Origin of the sequence: Exiguobacterium flavidum (assembly GCF_003344535.1) — a bacterium.
GTDB classification, from domain to species: Bacteria; Bacillota; Bacilli; order Exiguobacteriales; family Exiguobacteriaceae; genus Exiguobacterium_A; species Exiguobacterium_A flavidum.
In genome coordinates this window covers 12,720-28,847 of record NZ_QPKS01000003.1, presented here as the reverse complement: position 1 = coordinate 28,847, position 16,128 = coordinate 12,720, and the positions used below count along the sequence as shown (strand labels likewise).

Annotated in this window: 23 protein-coding genes; 20 read left to right on the top strand and 3 right to left on the bottom strand. The window is 52.5% G+C overall.

What is annotated here, in order from left to right; all coding sequences use genetic code 11:
- The first annotated feature begins 33 nt into the window (after window positions 1–33).
- From DFG60_RS03445 to DFG60_RS03390, 13 genes are all read left to right on the top strand, one after another.
- Window positions 34–876 (top strand): ATPase, T2SS/T4P/T4SS family, encoded by an 843-nt coding sequence (locus DFG60_RS03445; RefSeq protein WP_114570351.1) that lies wholly within the window; start codon window positions 34–36, stop codon window positions 874–876.
- A complete protein-coding gene (locus DFG60_RS03440; protein ID WP_232818606.1) occupies window positions 831–1,829 on the top strand; it encodes a type II secretion system F family protein in 999 nt (332 codons plus the stop codon). Before DFG60_RS03445 ends, DFG60_RS03440 begins: the two co-directional genes overlap by 46 nt.
- A gap of 57 nt (window positions 1,830–1,886) precedes the next feature.
- A complete protein-coding gene (locus tag DFG60_RS03435; protein WP_114570350.1) occupies window positions 1,887–2,189 on the top strand; it encodes a prepilin-type N-terminal cleavage/methylation domain-containing protein in 303 nt (100 codons plus the stop codon).
- Window positions 2,161–2,616, top strand: coding sequence for a prepilin-type cleavage/methylation domain-containing protein (locus DFG60_RS13605; RefSeq protein ID WP_157964473.1), 456 nt, complete (start codon window positions 2,161–2,163; stop codon window positions 2,614–2,616). Before DFG60_RS03435 ends, DFG60_RS13605 begins: the two co-directional genes overlap by 29 nt.
- A gap of 11 nt (window positions 2,617–2,627) precedes the next feature.
- Window positions 2,628–2,900 carry a type II secretion system protein gene (locus tag DFG60_RS13600; RefSeq protein WP_157964472.1) on the top strand — a complete coding sequence of 91 codons (273 nt, stop codon included), beginning with the start codon at window positions 2,628–2,630 and terminating at the stop codon, window positions 2,898–2,900.
- Entirely contained in the window at window positions 2,851–3,288 is a 438-nt protein-coding gene (locus tag DFG60_RS03425) for a TadE family protein (RefSeq protein WP_232818605.1), read from the top strand. Before DFG60_RS13600 ends, DFG60_RS03425 begins: the two co-directional genes overlap by 50 nt.
- On the top strand, window positions 3,285–3,557 hold the full coding sequence (locus tag DFG60_RS03420) for a hypothetical protein (RefSeq protein ID WP_232818604.1): 273 nt from the start codon (window positions 3,285–3,287) through the stop codon (window positions 3,555–3,557). The genes DFG60_RS03425 and DFG60_RS03420 overlap by 4 nt, the downstream gene beginning before the upstream one ends.
- Entirely contained in the window at window positions 3,550–4,047 is a 498-nt protein-coding gene (locus tag DFG60_RS03415; protein WP_114570346.1) for a shikimate kinase, read from the top strand. The genes DFG60_RS03420 and DFG60_RS03415 overlap by 8 nt, the downstream gene beginning before the upstream one ends.
- Entirely contained in the window at window positions 4,034–4,348 is a 315-nt protein-coding gene (locus DFG60_RS03410; protein ID WP_114570345.1) for a hypothetical protein, read from the top strand. The genes DFG60_RS03415 and DFG60_RS03410 overlap by 14 nt, the downstream gene beginning before the upstream one ends.
- A gap of 182 nt (window positions 4,349–4,530) precedes the next feature.
- Window positions 4,531–5,613, top strand: a complete 1,083-nt coding sequence (gene gcvT / locus DFG60_RS03405) for a glycine cleavage system aminomethyltransferase GcvT (RefSeq protein WP_114570344.1) — start codon at window positions 4,531–4,533, stop codon at window positions 5,611–5,613.
- A 16-nt stretch (window positions 5,614–5,629) separates the two neighbouring features.
- Window positions 5,630–6,976, top strand: coding sequence for an aminomethyl-transferring glycine dehydrogenase subunit GcvPA (gcvPA, locus tag DFG60_RS03400; RefSeq protein ID WP_114570343.1), 1,347 nt, complete (start codon window positions 5,630–5,632; stop codon window positions 6,974–6,976).
- The gene (gcvPB, locus tag DFG60_RS03395; protein WP_114570342.1) at window positions 6,969–8,447 is read left to right on the top strand and encodes an aminomethyl-transferring glycine dehydrogenase subunit GcvPB; all 1,479 of its coding nucleotides are present in this window, start codon (window positions 6,969–6,971) and stop codon (window positions 8,445–8,447) included. The genes gcvPA and gcvPB overlap by 8 nt, the downstream gene beginning before the upstream one ends.
- A gap of 252 nt (window positions 8,448–8,699) precedes the next feature.
- Window positions 8,700–8,987 carry a DUF402 domain-containing protein gene (locus DFG60_RS03390; protein WP_157964471.1) on the top strand — a complete coding sequence of 96 codons (288 nt, stop codon included), beginning with the start codon at window positions 8,700–8,702 and terminating at the stop codon, window positions 8,985–8,987.
- A gap of 379 nt (window positions 8,988–9,366) precedes the next feature.
- Here DFG60_RS03390 and DFG60_RS03385 read toward each other — a convergent pair whose 3' ends face one another.
- On the bottom strand, window positions 9,367–9,747 hold the full coding sequence (locus DFG60_RS03385; RefSeq protein WP_114570340.1) for a rhodanese-like domain-containing protein: 381 nt from the start codon (window positions 9,745–9,747) through the stop codon (window positions 9,367–9,369).
- Between the two features lie 195 nt (window positions 9,748–9,942).
- Between DFG60_RS03385 and DFG60_RS03380 the strand changes: the two genes are divergently transcribed.
- The 3 genes from DFG60_RS03380 (at window position 9,943) to hpt (ending at window position 11,874) form a co-directional block, all read left to right on the top strand.
- Window positions 9,943–10,719 carry a lipoate--protein ligase family protein gene (locus DFG60_RS03380; protein ID WP_114570556.1) on the top strand — a complete coding sequence of 259 codons (777 nt, stop codon included), beginning with the start codon at window positions 9,943–9,945 and terminating at the stop codon, window positions 10,717–10,719.
- A gap of 25 nt (window positions 10,720–10,744) precedes the next feature.
- Entirely contained in the window at window positions 10,745–11,167 is a 423-nt protein-coding gene (gene mntR, locus DFG60_RS03375; protein ID WP_114570339.1) for a transcriptional regulator MntR, read from the top strand.
- A gap of 179 nt (window positions 11,168–11,346) precedes the next feature.
- Window positions 11,347–11,874, top strand: coding sequence for a hypoxanthine phosphoribosyltransferase (gene hpt, locus DFG60_RS03370; RefSeq protein WP_114570338.1), 528 nt, complete (start codon window positions 11,347–11,349; stop codon window positions 11,872–11,874).
- Between the two features lie 37 nt (window positions 11,875–11,911).
- On the opposite strand, the gene DFG60_RS03365 is transcribed toward hpt, so the two are convergent.
- Both DFG60_RS03365 and DFG60_RS03360 read right to left on the bottom strand, forming a co-directional pair.
- Complete coding sequence (locus DFG60_RS03365) at window positions 11,912–12,307, bottom strand: SA1362 family protein (protein WP_114570337.1); 396 nt, start codon at window positions 12,305–12,307, stop codon at window positions 11,912–11,914.
- Between the two features lie 21 nt (window positions 12,308–12,328).
- Window positions 12,329–13,255 (bottom strand): DUF1385 domain-containing protein, encoded by a 927-nt coding sequence (locus DFG60_RS03360; RefSeq protein WP_114570336.1) that lies wholly within the window; start codon window positions 13,253–13,255, stop codon window positions 12,329–12,331.
- Window positions 13,256–13,407: 152 nt separating this feature from the next.
- Between DFG60_RS03360 and aroQ the strand changes: the two genes are divergently transcribed.
- The 4 genes from aroQ to accB all read left to right on the top strand — a co-directional run bounded on the left by aroQ (window position 13,408) and on the right by accB (window position 16,120).
- Entirely contained in the window at window positions 13,408–13,836 is a 429-nt protein-coding gene (gene aroQ / locus DFG60_RS03355) for a type II 3-dehydroquinate dehydratase (protein ID WP_114570335.1), read from the top strand.
- Window positions 13,833–14,897, top strand: a complete 1,065-nt coding sequence (locus DFG60_RS03350) for a M24 family metallopeptidase (RefSeq protein WP_114570334.1) — start codon at window positions 13,833–13,835, stop codon at window positions 14,895–14,897. The genes aroQ and DFG60_RS03350 overlap by 4 nt, the downstream gene beginning before the upstream one ends.
- 33 nt (window positions 14,898–14,930) lie before the next feature.
- Entirely contained in the window at window positions 14,931–15,497 is a 567-nt protein-coding gene (efp, locus tag DFG60_RS03345; RefSeq protein ID WP_114570333.1) for an elongation factor P, read from the top strand.
- A 164-nt stretch (window positions 15,498–15,661) separates the two neighbouring features.
- Window positions 15,662–16,120, top strand: a complete 459-nt coding sequence (gene accB / locus DFG60_RS03340; RefSeq protein ID WP_114570332.1) for an acetyl-CoA carboxylase biotin carboxyl carrier protein — start codon at window positions 15,662–15,664, stop codon at window positions 16,118–16,120.
- The last annotated feature ends 8 nt before the right edge of the window (window positions 16,121–16,128 follow it).

Genomic DNA, 16,128 nt, shown 5'->3' with positions numbered 1-16,128 from the left:
TTTTTGCGTAGAGTCGATGCAGGAGGTGAGTCGATGCGGCGTCTCGTCGAAGAATGGGTCACGAAATTCGTCCGGATGGAGGCGACGGACGTCCATTTCGTCCCGGAAGAAAGAAGAGTCCGTCTGCTTGTACGGAACGGTCAACAGCTTGATGAGCTTGAACCGCTTGAAAAGGGGCGATATGAAGTGCTCGTCAGCCACATGCGTTATCTTGCGAACATGAAGGAACAGAACGAACGGGTTCCGCAGACAGGCCGATACCCGCTTGAAAGTGGGGGGATCCGGATTGCGTTACTGCCCACCAAGTACGGTGAGGCGATGTCGTGGCGCTTGTATCGACCGAACGTAAATGTCTCTTCGGCCGAGGGGTTGTTGAGAGCATCTGGACACCTGACGTGGATACAGGACAAGCAGAGCGGCTGTATCGTCATTTCGGGAACGACAGGTGCAGGAAAGACGACATTGTTGTATTCGATTTTGCAAGCGATCAAAGGCAAGCGTGTCATCTCGATCGAGGATCCCGTCGAGTCGGATGTCGCAGGTGTACTGCAACTCGAGTTAAATGAGAAGGCAGGGGTCACGGCCGAACGTTATTTCGAGGAGGTGTTGCGAGCTGACCCGGACTGGATAGCTTTCGGTGAAGTGAGGTCGAAGGCGGCAGCTAAACTGTCGATGAATGCTGCCTTGAGCGGTCATGTCGTCGTGTTCACGCTACATGCAGGGTCGATAGGTGAGGCGAAACAGCGCCTCCGCTCACTTGGAATCACACAAATGGAGCTTGAGATTTGCGACTGCTTCATCCATGTCATGCGTCAGGAAGGAGAGGTCCGTTGCATCGTCGAGCGATCACGATCAGTCATCAAACGAGATTTTTAAAACGGTTCATCAGGCTTGTCGAGCAAGGGATCTCAGTCAAGGAAACCCTTCGAATCCTGAAAAATTATGAGGCCTCGTCACTGTTGCTGGTGATTGAGCAGATGGAGTTGGAATTCGAGGTCGGGGCTTCCTTTTCGGATGCATTCAAACCGCTGAGACTTCCGGAGTCGCTCGAGAATCTCATCGCGGTCGGGGACCGTACGGACCGGCCACTCCCCAGCCTGCGACAGGTGGTAAGACTGCTTGAACTCGGAGACGGGGCGAAGAAACGGTTTCGGAAAGTGACCCGTTATCCCTTCCTTCTGTGTGTAAGCTTGCTCATGTTGTTCATCTTTTACGCCATATATGTCCTCCCGTCACTTCTCGCGCTTAGTACACCGGGGACATTGGGCCTGTTCAGGATACTTCTCGACCCTGCATATCGTTATGCCATCGCTTTCGCTCCCGTCCTCTTCACCCTTTCCGCGCTCCTACTTGTCAAAAAACTGCCCATCAACACCTTGTTACGCATCAAACCGGTCCATTCCGTCGTCAGTCTCTACTGGACCTACTTGTTCACACTCGAAGTTGGATCGTTCGTTCAGGCTGGCTTCTCCCTTGAAGAGACGTTCTCGTCGCTGAAGGATAACCATACAGGGGAAACCGGACGCATGTACAAGGTTCTTCATGAGCGACAGTATAAGGGCGAACGGCTTACAGAGGCGATGGCGGCAGAGGCGTATATCGACTTCGAGACGATCGGGCTTGTCCATCTGGCAACTGAAGGCGGTGACCTCGGTAACTTGCTGCTTGAGCAGACCGAATTGCTGCATGAGAAGATCGAGGAAATGATAGAACGGATGCTTGCCTGGTTCGAGCCTTTGCTTTATGGTGTTTTGACTGTGGTCACGGGCGGTCTCTTTTTTATTCTGTACTATCCAATCCAGCTTGCGATCAAAGATTTGCCGTTTTGAAAATAGGTGGCGGGAGGTGAAAGGGCTTCGCCAGAACTCAGCGAAGACCCGGTTCATATGTGGAAAAGTGAAGACGGTTTTACGCTCCTTGAAATGGCTGCTGTGCTATTGATCATCTCTCTTCTGTTGCTCGTACTCATCCCGACGATGACGAACGGGAAAGAGCAGGCGAGCGGCGTAAGTTGTGAAGCGAACATCCGTGTCATCCGCTCAGAAATAAATCTTTATTACGCTAAAGAAAAGAAATATCCGGAAACGCTCCAGGTCATCAACCGGGGGTCTGAAGCGAAGCCGTCGGAGATGACATGTGACGGGAAGGTGTATGCATATAATGCGGCGACCGGCGAACTGGTCGAATGATGGGTTCACCTTGCTCGAGACGACGTTCGTCTTGTTGCTGATCGGATTATTGCTCCTCCTGTTCATACGCGAGAGAGCAGTGCCTTTTGGAGAGAAGAATAATTTCGAGCCGGACCTGCTGCAATTGCGGCAGGACATGAAGACGCTTAGGCTCCGTCAAATCACACGTCCGGATGAGTTGAATGGATTACAATTCGTTTGGGAAGCGACGGGAAGAGCTTACTATGCATTCGATGGGCAAAAAATCCTTTTCGAGCGGGAGCTGCATCCGGGAAACCGCTGTTTGGTACCGACAGGAAGCAGGACGATCTACTTCAAAAGCTATCATTCCACCTATGCTGCGACCTGGTACTGCCAGTCGCCCGAGGATGCGTATCAAATCAAATTCCTGCTCGGCAATTATCAGATGGTCGTCGAGCGAAAGTAGGGGGAGACATCGTGGAAAGTGGACGGCCCGGTTCGGAGGGCGGATTTACATTGCTTGAGGTGACACTAGCAATCGCCGTTTTCAGTGGATTTTTGGTACTTGCAATCGATCCCTTCCTGAAAGTAGAGAGGGTGAGGATGGAACTTGTGGAGGAGACGGACGCGCTCTCCCTTCTTGCTTCGGATCAAGTGGAAGGGAACAGGGCATCCTACGTCGTCAGGGAGGGGGAATGGTGTGCGGATGATATCTGCCTTGCGTACCCAAAGCGGAACTTCTCTCCTTGAAATGTCGCTCGTTCTTTGGATCGTCCCGATGTTGTTATTCGGGACGATGGAGCTTACCCGTTTTTTCATGAAGCCTCCTGTCGTCAAGACGATGGATGAAGAGCTGTTTTTTCATACGATCGAACGCTTGATGTGGCGGAGCTCCGACTGTCAGGCAGTTTCGACTGAGCTGCGAGGCACGGACACCGATCCCACACAAGCGCCGACGGGATGGCGCCTGCTGCGAGTCGGCACGCAAATCAGGTTGAAGAAGGAGTTTGGAGGTGAACTCGTCTATGCCCAGAACGTAAACCATTTCGTCGTTTCAGCGGAGGAGGGACGGATTCGGATCGTGCTGAACGATTCTCCATCCCGGACGTTCACGTGCGACAAGGTGGATTCATCTTGATTCAGACATTGCTATTCCTTGTTGCATGCAGCTTCTTCCTTTTACTGTGGTGTCAGCTGACTGACGATGAGGTCAAACATCTTGTGATGGAGCAGGATGCACTTCGCCTTGAAGCGCTCGTCCGGGCGGCGAAAGTCGACTGTACTCAAAATGAGACGATTGATTACCCCGCGGGACAGGTCATCTGTACAAGGACGGAGAAAGGCTTTACAATGAGAGCAATTCTTGCGAATGGCAATCAAATCAAGGCGGTAGTGACGGATGACTAGAGTTTATGTGATCGGGTTTATGGGAACTGGTAAAACAGCAGCCGGTAAAATTCTTGAGGCGAAAATGGACATCGAGGAACTGGACGAACGGTTCGTCACTCAGAAAGGGATGTCGATCAGTCAATTTTTCGATACATATGGCGAATCGGCATTCCGGGACGAGGAGACGAAGCTGCTCAAACAAGCGGATTTGCCGGTCGTCATCACAGGCGGCGGCATCATCAATCGTCTCGAGAATCGCCAGTGGATGAAGGCGAACGGGACGGTCGTATGGATCGATACACCGTTCGATGTTCTATGGGAGCGCATACGAGACGACAGCAGGCGACCGCTCGTCTCCTCAAAAGAAGAAACGGAGTCGTTGTTCAGGCAACGGGAAAATCTATACCGGGAGACTGCGGACGTAGTGCTCGACGGTCGCTTGTCACCTCAATACCTGGCGAAACAAATCGAACGATTGGCGGAGGGGAATCAATTTGGTCTGGATTAATATCGGGATTATCGTACTTGCATTGATCGGGCTTGGTGTCTACGGATTCGTATTGTATAAAAAACGGCTGATGGGAGACATCAATCGAGTGAAGCTACTTGCAGAACGCTTCAAAATTCGTCAGCAGACGCTGCAGACACAGGTCGACCACACGACTTCAAGAATCGATGAGATCAAACAGAACATCGATCGCCTCGTCAGTGAAGGGAAACGTGTTCAATCAGGAGCAAAGGCACTCGTTTCTGAAGGGAAGCAACTCACAGAGGAAATGAAGAAAACGTCGGGAATGAAAGCATTTTGAAATGGCTTTCATGAACGGAATATGAAACAATGAGAGAGAAGGGATTCCATCCTTCTCTCTTCTTTTTTGCGTCTACTTCCGAATATCAGTGGAAATAACGGGGACAAATTGATAGGATGGAGTTGAAAGTGGAACGTTAGAAAGAGAAAGCAAGAGAAATGTTCGTCATTAGGGGGATAAGCATGAGTCAGAAGACATTGAAACGTACACCGCTATATGCGGTGATCGCGAAAACGGCAAAAATGGTCGATTTCGCGGGATTTGAAATGCCGATTCAGTTTTCATCAATCAAAGAAGAACATCTCGCTGTCCGTGAAAATGTCGGAATGTTCGACGTATCTCACATGGGAGAGATTCGCGTCTCTGGAAGCGAGGCACTCGCGTTTCTGCAACGCACCTTATCGAATGACATCTCAAAAATCGCGATCGGTCAAGCGCAGTACAATGTCCTGTGCAACGAGACGGGCGGAACGGTCGACGATCTGCTCGTCTACCGGACGGATGAAGAAGTATTCCTGCTCGTCGTCAACGCTTCGAACATCGAGAAGGACGAGGCGCATCTTCGCGCCTATGCATCTCCGGATGTAACGATTGAGAATCGCTCGGACGCTTATGGTCAGATTGCCTTGCAGGGCCCGAAGGCGATTGAAGTCCTTGCTCGTCTGACAGATGTGAACGTCAGTGAAATCGGATTTTTCCGCTTCGCTGAAGGGGAGGTTTCCGGTGTACCGACGATGATCTCCCGCAGCGGTTATACGGGAGAAGATGGCTTCGAACTCTATACTCCGGCTGAACAGACGGAAAAACTATGGCTCGCCTTGCTTGAGGAGGGCGTAACACCATGTGGTCTTGGGGCGCGTGACACACTTCGTTTCGAAGCGTGCCTACCCCTATATGGACATGAGCTCGAAGCTGACATCACGCCAATCGAAGCGGGGATGGGTTTCGCAGTCAAAACTGCCGCGAAGGAATTCGTCGGCTCGACCGTTCTTGCTGAACAAAAGGAAAACGGTGCCCCCCGACGTCTGATTGGACTCGAGTTAATCGATAAAGGCATTGCGCGTCAGGGAGCTGTCATCTTTGCTGACGGCAAAGAAGTCGGATTCGTCACGACCGGGACATTGCCTCCGACTGTCGGCAAAGCGATTGCGCTTGCACTCGTTTCAGTAGAGGCGGCAGATGAACAGTCGTATGAGATTGAGGTACGCGGGAAGATGTTGAAGGCGAAACGGATCGAGACTCCGTTCTACCGCCGTCAGAAATAAGGGGGAGAAAGATATTATGGATTTTCGCTATTTACCGATGACACGAGAAGACGAACAGGCGATGCTGAAGACGATCGGCGTCGAGTCGATCGAAGATCTGCTCGCTGACATTCCGGCTTCAGTACGGGACGAGGGGACGCTTGCCGAAGTAGGTGTTCCGCTTCCTGAGACGGATCTCGTTCGAACGCTGTCGAAGCTTGCTGACCGTAACATGAACACGAAACAATACCCGTCGTTTCTTGGTGCAGGGATTTACGATCATTATGCGCCATCGGTCGTAAACCATATGCTGCTCCGTTCGGAATTCTATACGGCCTACACGCCTTACCAGCCGGAAATCTCGCAAGGTGAGCTTCAAGCCATCTTCGAGTACCAGACGATGATCTGTGAACTTACAGGAATGGACGTCGCCAACTCATCGATGTATGACGGCATCACGGCCCTTGCCGAGGCAGCGCTCCTGGCGGCGGCCCATACGAAGAAGAAGACGATCGTCCTCTCGGATGGTGTCCATCCGGAAGCGCACGATGTCGTTCGGACGTATGCGGATGGTCCTGGTCTGAAGGTCGAAACGCTATGCCTCGAAGATGGTGTCACGGCGATTGACAATCTTGACGCACTGGACGATGTCGCTTGCGTCATCGTCCAATATCCGAACTTCTTCGGCCGAATCGAGGATTTGAAGATTCTTGCTGAGAAGACGCATGAAAAAGGTGGATTGTTCATCGTCTCGGCGAACCCGCTGTCGCTTGGATTGCTTGAGGCGCCTGGAAATCTTGGGGCGGACATCACGATTGGTGATTGCCAGCCTTTCGGCATCCCACAAAGCTTCGGCGGGCCGACGTGCGGCTATTTCGCTGTATCGAAGGCGCTCATGCGGAAAATACCGGGGCGTCTCGTCGGTCAGACGGTTGATGAGGACGGAAAACGCGGCTTCGTCTTGACGCTCCAAGCACGCGAACAGCACATTCGTCGCGATAAAGCGACTTCGAACATCTGCTCGAACCAGGCACTCAATGCGCTCGCTGCTTCGATCGCGATGAGCGCGCTCGGGAAGCGTGGAATGCGGGAACTTGCAACCCGAAACCTTCAGACAGCACACGCTCTCAAAAAGATGTTGAAAGAGAATGGATTCCGGATCATTGATGACGGTCCAAGCTTCAATGAATTCGTCGTCGAGCTTCCGGTATCTGCGACTAGTGCGAATCGTCAACTTCTTGAAAAAGGAATCATCGGTGGATTGTCACTTGACGTCATCGACGCATCACGTGCGAATCAGATGCTCGTCTGTGCGACTGAGCTCCGGACGAAGGAAGAACTTGAACAATTCGTGACAGCGTTAGGGGGACTGACACATGAATAAGGACATCGAACAGACATTGATCTTTGAGATTTCGAAACCTGGTCGAATCGCATACAGTTTGCCACTTCCGACGGTCGAGGAGGAAAAGGCCGAGGACTTGATTCCGGCTTCGTTCCTGCGATCTGAGGACGTCAATCTTCCTGAAGTATCGGAACTCGACCTGGTTCGTCACTATACTGCGCTGTCTAACCGGAACCACGGCGTTGATTCAGGATTCTATCCGCTCGGATCATGTACGATGAAGTATAATCCGAAAGTGAACGAAGATATGGCGCGCCTGCCCGGTTTCGCGCACATCCACCCACTTCAGCCTGTCGAGAGCGTTCAAGGGGCTCTTGAGCTCATGTACGACCTCCAAGAGAAACTCGCGATCATCACCGGGATGGACGAAGTGACGCTCCAACCGGCTGCCGGAGCACACGGGGAATGGACGGGCTTGATGCTGATCAAGGCTTACCACCATGCGAGAGGGGACTTCAAGCGGACGAAAGTCCTCGTCCCGGACTCGGCGCACGGTACGAATCCGGCCTCGGCATCTGTCGCGGGATTCGATACGATCACCGTATTGTCTGACGAGCGTGGCCTCGTCGATCTTGAGGACTTGAAGAAGAAGGTCGGGGAAGATACGGCTGCCCTCATGCTGACGAACCCGAACACGCTCGGTTTGTTCGAGTCGGACATCGTCGAGATCGCGAAAGCGGTCCATGAGGCAGGCGGCAAACTATACTATGATGGCGCGAACTCGAACGCAATCATGGGCATCGCCCGACCGGGAGACATGGGGTTCGATGTCGTTCATTTGAACTTGCACAAGACATTCACAGGTCCGCATGGCGGCGGCGGTCCGGGATCAGGCCCGGTCGGCGTCAAAAAGGACTTGATTCCATACCTGCCAAAACCGATCGTTCGCAAGGAAGGAGACGCCTTCGTCCTCGACTATGACCGTCCTGAATCGATTGGACGCGTCAAGCCGTTCTACGGAAACTTCGGAATCAATGTCCGTGCGTACAGCTATATCCGCACGATGGGCGGAGAAGGACTCGCCCGTGTTTCGAAGGAGGCCGTCCTGAACGCGAACTATATGTTGGCTCGCCTGAAAGGTGCATACGATGCTCCGTACGACGTTCATTGCAAACATGAATTCGTACTGTCAGGACGACGCCAGAAAGCGCTCGGCGTCCGGACACTCGATATCGCGAAACGCCTGCTCGACTTCGGTTATCATCCGCCGACGATCTACTTCCCGCTCAACGTCGAAGAGTGTATCATGATCGAACCGACCGAGACGGAGTCGAAGGAGACGCTCGACGCATTCTGCGACGCGATGCTCCAAATCGCGAAAGAGGTAGAGGAGACACCGGATGTCGTCTTGAACGCACCGCATACGACGGTCGTCAAACGGATGGACGAGACGCTCGCTGCTCGAAAACCGGTTCTGCGCTATCATCCTAAAGAAGAGGTACATGCCTGAATAGTGAAGCAAGACCCCTCATTTCAGAAATGGAATGAGGGGTCTTCTGTAACTATAGGAACAGCATAGCTGATGTCGTGACCACTCAAACATAAAGGAAGCAGGGAAAGTGGATGTCTCGATGAGGAAAAAGGGTGGAGGATGAAGATGATCAAAAAACGTTACGCTGACCGTGCGGACTGGAAACGCATCACGAAACGGCATTATATATAATCCTATGAGGAAACGGTCGATTTCAAGGGAAACATCACCTTGCTTCACCTCGTCGAAGTTACGGCTCCGTTAGACATACGGTATGAGGATAAGCATCTTCGAATCGTCGATGACGGCTACATCTGGATCCAACAGTTTCCTGACGGAGCACGTTATGCTGTCACGACGATGTTCGATGCGACAGGCAAGGTCGTCCAAACCTATATCGACATCTGCTTACGCGTCGGGGCGGACGACGGACGACCGTGGTGGGAGGATTTATTTCTCGATTTGATCGTCTTGCCATCAGGAGAGATTTTCTTGCGGGATGTCGAAGAACTTGAGTAAGCCCTTCAGAAGGGTCATATCTCTAAACAGCAATTTGACCTCGCCTGGGACGAGGCCGAGAGTGTAGAAGCCCGGCTGAACGCGGGGACGTTCACGCTGCTTGAAGCGGCACCCATGCAAAAAGAACGATTGCTTGAGCGAATACGCGCTGAACAGCGAGGTGGCACGGCTAGTTCGCGGCATGTTGTCATGCATGGTTCTTCTTCGAAGTGATGGTGCGTTGATGGCAGAATCGTTCGGGTCGAGAGCGATCTTGAGAACGAAGCGAACGTCAAACTACCGATGCTGGTCAAGCGCAACGACAACACATAGTTTGAAGTGAGCTCATGAGAATTTCGTACAAAAAAGGATGATCCCGATTCTGGAACCATCCTCTGTGTCAGCTGCGTTTGATTTTTCCTGTCCATTGCTTGAATCCACCCTTGAGCTGGTAGATGTCCGTATAACCTGCCTTCTTCAGCACTTTGGCTGCCTGCGAAGAGCGCATGTTGCCTTGGCAGTAGAGGTAGATCGGCATGTCCTTTCGAAGTTCGCGTGCGCGCATCTTCATCTGACCGACCGGGATGTTGCGTGCTCCGATGATGTGACCGCCTTTGTACTCCTGCGTCTCACGTACGTCGACGATTTGAGCCTTGCGGTATCCAGCGCGGAAGTCCTCCTGGCTAAGCTGCTTGATTCCGCGGACTGGCATGAAGCGCCAAACGATGTAGGCGATCAAGGCGACCCAGATGAGGATCGTGATAATGGTTGTGGGCGTCATTCGTTCAGTACAACTCCTTCATTCATTTAGCATCACCATCATTATAGCAAACCGAAAAAGAATTCGGCAATGTACGAGCGTTGCGAATACGGGAAAAGGTTTGCTACACTAAGACGTGAATGATTTTTTGGGGGTGTAGGAGTGAAAGGGACATGGCACGTATTGACGACCGAGGCGCTCGAACCGGCGCTGAACATGGCGATCGACGAGGCGTTGATCGGATTCGTCGGACGCGATGAGATCCATCCGACGCTGCGTTTTTACTCATGGGAACCGAAAGGTCTTAGTGTCGGTCATTTCCAGCGCGCGATAAAGGACATCGATCGTGGACGGATCGAGGCGATGGGGATTCCAATCGTACGTCGAATGACTGGGGGGCGCGCCGTCCTGCATGCGGACGAGTTGACGTACAGCGTCGTCATCAAGGAATCGACGCCAGGTCTGCCGAGCACGGTCATCGAGAGCTATCGCCTGCTGACGGAAGGGGTACGCAAAGGGTACCATCATCTCGGGATTCCGGCCGAGTTCTCCGTTCCGCTGACGGAAGATGAGAAAGAGGAGCTGCGGCGTCCAAAATCGGCGGTCTGTTTTGACGCGTCATCCTATTATGAACTCGCGGTCGGGAAACGGAAGGTTGCAGGGAGTGCGCAGGTACGTCATCAAGGTGTCGTCCTGCAGCACGGATCGGTTCCGCTCTCGGTCAACGAACATGAATTGTACGATTGTTTCAGTTTCGCAGACGAAGCGACACGGGAGAAAATGCGAAACCGCTTTTCAGGCAAGGCGGTCTCACTCAATGAACTGACGGACCGGACGGTGACGATCGACGAGGTGCGCGAAGCGTTCACGCGCGGCTTCGAGGAGGCGCTCGAACTCGAACTCGTTCCGCTCGAACTGTCTTCTGAACAATGGGAAGAAGTCGAACGACTGGCGGAGAAGTACCGTAGTGATGAATGGAATTGGAAACGCTAGAAGAGGGACAGGATGGTGATGTCGCGTGCCGACACCAAGCATGGAGGATTATCTGGAACAGATTTATCTGTTGATCGAAGAGAAGGGGTACGCGCGCGTATCGGATATCGCGGAGCTGCTCGGTGTCCATCCATCTTCCGTGACGAAGATGGTGCAGAAACTCGACCGGGAAGAATTCCTCGTCTATGAGAAATACAGGGGCCTGATGTTGACGACGAAAGGCAAGAAGGTAGGAAAGCGACTCGTCGAGCGCCACGCTCTGCTAGAGGATTTCCTGCGTCTGATCGGGGTCGAAGAATCGTTGATCTATAAAGATGTCGAAGGAATCGAGCATCATTTAAGCATCGAGGCGCTCGATAAAATCGGAGGTCTGATCCAGTACTTTTCGGATCGTCCGGAATTGAAAGAAGAGTTCACAAGAGCACAGCATGCACAGCCGGAAGAGTGAGGTTGTGCTTTTTTTTGTTCTTCGCAATCAGGAAGAAACGAAATGGCGCTTGCATTGGTGCTTTAAAACCGAACGTTCGATATTGAAATTGGTTAATAATACGTTTTTCGTAGAATCCTATGTTATACTTTCCGTGAAAGAAACACAGGGGAGGTGACGGGCGTTTTTGCCCGAAACTTATGGAAATCGTGATCAAGGATAAGCTGGTATCAGAAGAGCAACTTGCAAGCAAGGTGAAGGAATTGGCAGAACGAATCGAACTGGACGCTGCAGGTCGGCAAATCGTCCTCGTCGTCGTCCTCAAGGGGTCGATGGTGTTCGCGGCCGATTTGATGCGTGAGATCAAAGGGAGCGTCCAAATCGATACGGTAGCCTGCTCCTCATACGGGGCGAAGACGGTCTCTTCTGGCCGTGTGCAACTGAAGAAGGATCTCGACCTGGACGTCGAGGGGAAGTATGTCGTCGTCGTCGAAGACATCATCGACACAGGACATACACTCAACTTCCTGTGTGATCACATGCTCCTTCATAAACCGGGAGTGCTTAAGATCTGTACGCTTCTCGACAAACCGGCCCGTCGTGAAGTGGAGTTGACAGCTGACTATGTAGGTTTTGAGATTCCTGACTATTTCGTAGTCGGTTACGGCATCGATTGTGCCGAAGAATATCGAAATCTGCCGTACATCGGCTGGGTGGAAACTGAATGAAAAAAATGTCCGAACCGAGCGGTTCGGACATTTTGTATTAGAATGCACGTTTCTTCTTCTTGCCCTTCTTGCCTTCGATCACCGTCAAATGCGGGGCGTTCGAGCGGTCTCGGATCGGTCGAACCTTGCTCTGAGGTTTCGCAGGCTTAGCCGGCTTTTTCCTTGCGTCGATCCGGGGTTGCGGCCGGGTCGAGCTGCCGTGAAGTTTTTTGGATTGGGCGACAGATTTCTTATATTGGCTGTTCGCGCCACCTGAGGCGCTGCTGCGGGTCAGAAGTTTGAACAGGATGAAGATGGCCACCCCTGCAATAGCGAAGAAGATGAGCTGCGAAAATAGTCGGCCCGGGTTGTTGGCAAGCATATATCCGATACCGACGAATGCGAAAAGCAGGACGATCAATGCGGCTGTTGAGCCGATTCGTTGTCTGATCATTTCATTCACCCCTGTCATCGATTAGCCAAGTGCATTCTCCTGTAAATCCTGTTCCTGTTTTTCGAGTGCTTCAAACGCAAAAATAGCCACTTCGATCTGTTCGGCGTCCGGCTCCTTCGTCGTCAGGTATTGCAGCCAGAGGCCAGGCATCGCGAAGAAGCGAAGGCCAGGGACGTGTTGCGCCTTGTTCGTCAACTGAAGCACCTCGAACGAGAGCCCGATGACGAGAGGAAGCAGTGCAAGACGTGAGAGCAGGCGGAGCCAGATTGGGTCGGTCGGAACGAGGAGATAGACGAAGAAACCGACGATCACCGTGAAAATGAGAAAACTCGAACCGCAACGATAGTGCAGACGGCTGACCCGTTTGACGTTTTCGACCGTCAGCGCAAGCCCTTGTTCGACGCAGTTGATGACCTTATGCTCCGCTCCATGATACTGGAACAACCGCTTGACGAGAGGCGTCAGCGAAATCAGATACAGGTAACTGAGCAGAAGTGTCAGCTTGATCAAAGCCTCGATCACATTCTGGACGACATGACCCGAAAGAGCAGGGAAGTAGCCGAGCAGTGAAGCGAGAAAGGCTGGCAGGAGAGCGAATAGTGCTTTTCCGAGGAAGAATGACAGTACGCCTACGACAGCGACACCCAGCCATTTCGTCAACGTGCCCTCTTCTTGAGGAGTCTCCTCGCCCGGCAAGAGATCATATCGGTCACTCGCGAAATTCATATGGCTCGCCCCGTTCGAGGAGGATTCGATCAAGGCGAACAATCCGCGCAGGAGCGGAATTCGTTTTCCCTTCGCGATCAGCGGTCGGACCGGTTTTTTCTTTGCGAACGTCTCGATGCTGCCGTCCTTCCGGCGGATGGCAGAGACGGCGTGCCTCGTATTTTGAAACATGACACCTTCGACGATTGCTTGGCCGCCGATCGGCGTTTGGTTTGCTTTCATCGTAAAAATCATCCTCTTCATAAATCTTTGATGAATTCAGTGTACTTGATTGACCGGAAAAACACTATCAAGGCTATGGAATCGTCTGAAAATTTTGAGGTCTGAAAAACTCTTGTGATACAATGAAATGGTGAAAAACGGAGGTGGAGTCGATGCGAATCGCAGTGGTCAACGGCCCGAATCTCAATCTTCTCGGGACGCGGGAGCCGAATACATATGGAAGCGCGACGCTCGCCGATCTCGAACAGGGATTGAGAAGCCGTTTCCCGGCAGTCGAGCTGGCGTTTTTCCAGTCTAACCATGAAGGTGAGCTGCTTGATTATCTTCACAGGACGGGGTATGACGGGATCGTCTTGAACGCCGCTGCCTATACGCATACGAGCATCGCGCTGCGCGACGCGATCGCTGCGATCAAGGTACCTGTCGTCGAAGTCCATCTGTCGAACGTCCACGCGCGGGAGGAATTTCGCCATCATTCGATGATTTCTGCCGTGTGCGTGGGTGTCATAAGCGGATTCGGAATGATCGGGTATGAGTTGGCCGTCCGGGCGCTACTTGAAAAAGAGGAGGAAATGAAATGAAACATCGTATCGAAGCTTTGCAGGAAGTGCTTAAAGGCCGCGATCTTCCAGGTCTGCTGATCACGAAACAGGAGAACGTACGCTACATCTCGGGGTTCACTGGATCGAGCGGCGCTTGTCTTATCACGGGAGAGCACGCGTATTTCGTCACGGATTTCCGTTATACGGAACAGGCTGCTGATCAAATCAAAGGGATGGAAATCGTCCAAATCGACCGTTCGATCCCAGTTACGATCGGCGAGTTGATTGCAGGCGCCCGTGTCAGGGCTGTCGGAGTCGAGAAGGATTCGCTGACACTTGCCCTCTTCGAACTCTACGACCAGGCGACGGCGATCGAACTCGTTCCTACGTCCGGAATCGTCGAAAACCTGCGCTTGATTAAGGATTCGTCAGAGATTAAGATGGTTAAGGAAGCGGTGGGAATCGCAGATGCTGCTTTTCACCATATCTTGACGTACATTCGGCCAGGCGTCACCGAGCTCGACGTCTCGAACGAGCTTGAGTTCTTCATGCGTAAGCAAGGGGCTACCTCTTCGTCATTCGACATCATCGTCGCATCAGGCCACCGTTCTGCCTTGCCGCATGGCGTCGCAAGTGCGAAGGTCATCGAATCAGGGGAGCTCGTCACGCTCGACTTCGGGGCTCTGTTGAACGGATATGTCTCCGACATCACGCGGACGGTAGCGGTCGGTGAGATTTCGGACGAGCTGCACAAAATTTACGACACAGTGCTTCGGGCTCAGCTGGCTGGTGTCGAAGGACTGCGTCCAGGCATCACGGGGATCGAAGCGGACGCATTGACGCGCGATATCATCAAAGATGCCGGTTACGGGGAATATTTCGGTCACTCGACGGGACATGGAATCGGTCTTGAAGTCCACGAGGGGCCGGGACTCTCGTTCCGTTCAGAAACGAAGCTCGAACCTGGTATGATCGTGACGGTCGAACCGGGCATCTACGTCCCGAAAATCGGCGGGTGCCGCATCGAGGATGATGTGCTCATCACGGAAAACGGGCGTGAGATACTGTCACAGTCGCCAAAAGAACTCATTACGCTCTGAGTGTACAGTTCACAAATCTAGGAGGAAACACACATGGTATCAGTAAACGATCTAAAAACAGGTCTGACGATCAAAACGTCGGACGGCGCAATTTGGCAGGTTCTTGAATTCCAGCACGTCAAGCCGGGTAAAGGAGCTGCATTCGTTCGGACGAAGATGCGTAACATCCGCAACGGCTCGATCCAGGAGATGACGTTCCGCGGCGGAGAGCGCGTCGAGCGTGCGCACATCGAACGAAATAAGATGCAGTATCTCTATCCAATGGGAGACACATATGTCTTCATGGACACGGAGAGTTACGAACAACTTGAGCTTTCAAATGACCAGGTCGAAGCGGCACTCCCGTTCCTCCTCGAGAACATGGAAGTACAAATCGCTTCTTACAACGGTGAAATCCTCGGAATCGAGCTCCCGAACACGGTCGTCATGACGATCACGGAAGCAGAACCGGGCGTCAAAGGCGACACGGCATCGAACGTCAAAAAGAATGCGACGGTCGAAACTGGACACATCATCCAAGTCCCGCTCTTCATCGAAGCTGGCGAGAAGGTCACGATCGATACACGTACAGGCGACTTCACAGGTCGTTACAACGGTTAATCATGCCGAGCCCCCGAACTCTTTTGGAATCCATGGAGTCTGGGGGCTTTTTTCATATGTCGAACCCTTGCATCATCTGGTCTGACCAGTTAATATTATTTGAGTAGGGGTTAGTACCTGGTGTAATATATGTGGTATTCGATACGGATAGGGGATATGAAGAGATGAACATCGACCAACTGAAACAAGTCATCGAAATGCTCGATGCGTCTTCTGTGAACGAGCTCTCGCTCGAGACGGAAGCCTATACATTGAAATTGAAAAAACAAGGGGAGGCGCTCGTCGCGCCTCCGCAACAATACGCGTCTGCGCCAGTTCACGTTCAAGCGCAATCGCCAGTGCCAGCAGCAGCTGCCGAGACGTCATCCGAGGTGGAGGTGGACGACACGGTCACGATCAACGCGTTGATGGTCGGAACGTTCTATTCGCGTCCGAACCCGGATAAACCGTCCTTCGTCAATGTCGGGGACCGGATCGAGGTCGGACAGGTAGTCTGTATACTCGAAGCGATGAAGCTGTTCAATAATCTGAACGCGGAAGTAGCAGGGACTGTCGTCGAGGTGCTCGTCGAGGACGGCGACCTCGTCGAATTCGGTCAACCGCTCTTCCGGGTCCGTCCGTGAGGTGAGCG

Coding starts and splice junctions, on each gene's coding strand:
- accB (WP_114570332.1), top strand. CDS start 15,662: ATGAACATCGACCAACTGAAACAAGTCATCGAAATGCTCGATGCGTCT.
- DFG60_RS03380 (WP_114570556.1), top strand. CDS start 9,943: ATGGCGATCGACGAGGCGTTGATCGGATTCGTCGGACGCGATGAGATC.
- hpt (WP_114570338.1), top strand. CDS start 11,347: ATGGAAATCGTGATCAAGGATAAGCTGGTATCAGAAGAGCAACTTGCA.
- efp (WP_114570333.1), top strand. CDS start 14,931: ATGGTATCAGTAAACGATCTAAAAACAGGTCTGACGATCAAAACGTCG.
- DFG60_RS03350 (WP_114570334.1), top strand. CDS start 13,833: ATGAAACATCGTATCGAAGCTTTGCAGGAAGTGCTTAAAGGCCGCGAT.
- gcvPB (WP_114570342.1), top strand. CDS start 6,969: ATGAATAAGGACATCGAACAGACATTGATCTTTGAGATTTCGAAACCT.
- DFG60_RS03435 (WP_114570350.1), top strand. CDS start 1,887: ATGTGGAAAAGTGAAGACGGTTTTACGCTCCTTGAAATGGCTGCTGTG.
- aroQ (WP_114570335.1), top strand. CDS start 13,408: ATGCGAATCGCAGTGGTCAACGGCCCGAATCTCAATCTTCTCGGGACG.
- DFG60_RS03360 (WP_114570336.1), bottom strand. CDS start 13,255: ATGAAAGCAAACCAAACGCCGATCGGCGGCCAAGCAATCGTCGAAGGT.
- gcvT (WP_114570344.1), top strand. CDS start 4,531: ATGAGTCAGAAGACATTGAAACGTACACCGCTATATGCGGTGATCGCG.
- gcvPA (WP_114570343.1), top strand. CDS start 5,630: ATGGATTTTCGCTATTTACCGATGACACGAGAAGACGAACAGGCGATG.
- DFG60_RS03365 (WP_114570337.1), bottom strand. CDS start 12,307: ATGATCAGACAACGAATCGGCTCAACAGCCGCATTGATCGTCCTGCTT.
- DFG60_RS13605 (WP_157964473.1), top strand. CDS start 2,161: ATGCGGCGACCGGCGAACTGGTCGAATGATGGGTTCACCTTGCTCGAG.
- DFG60_RS03415 (WP_114570346.1), top strand. CDS start 3,550: ATGACTAGAGTTTATGTGATCGGGTTTATGGGAACTGGTAAAACAGCA.
- DFG60_RS03445 (WP_114570351.1), top strand. CDS start 34: ATGCGGCGTCTCGTCGAAGAATGGGTCACGAAATTCGTCCGGATGGAG.
- DFG60_RS03385 (WP_114570340.1), bottom strand. CDS start 9,747: ATGACGCCCACAACCATTATCACGATCCTCATCTGGGTCGCCTTGATC.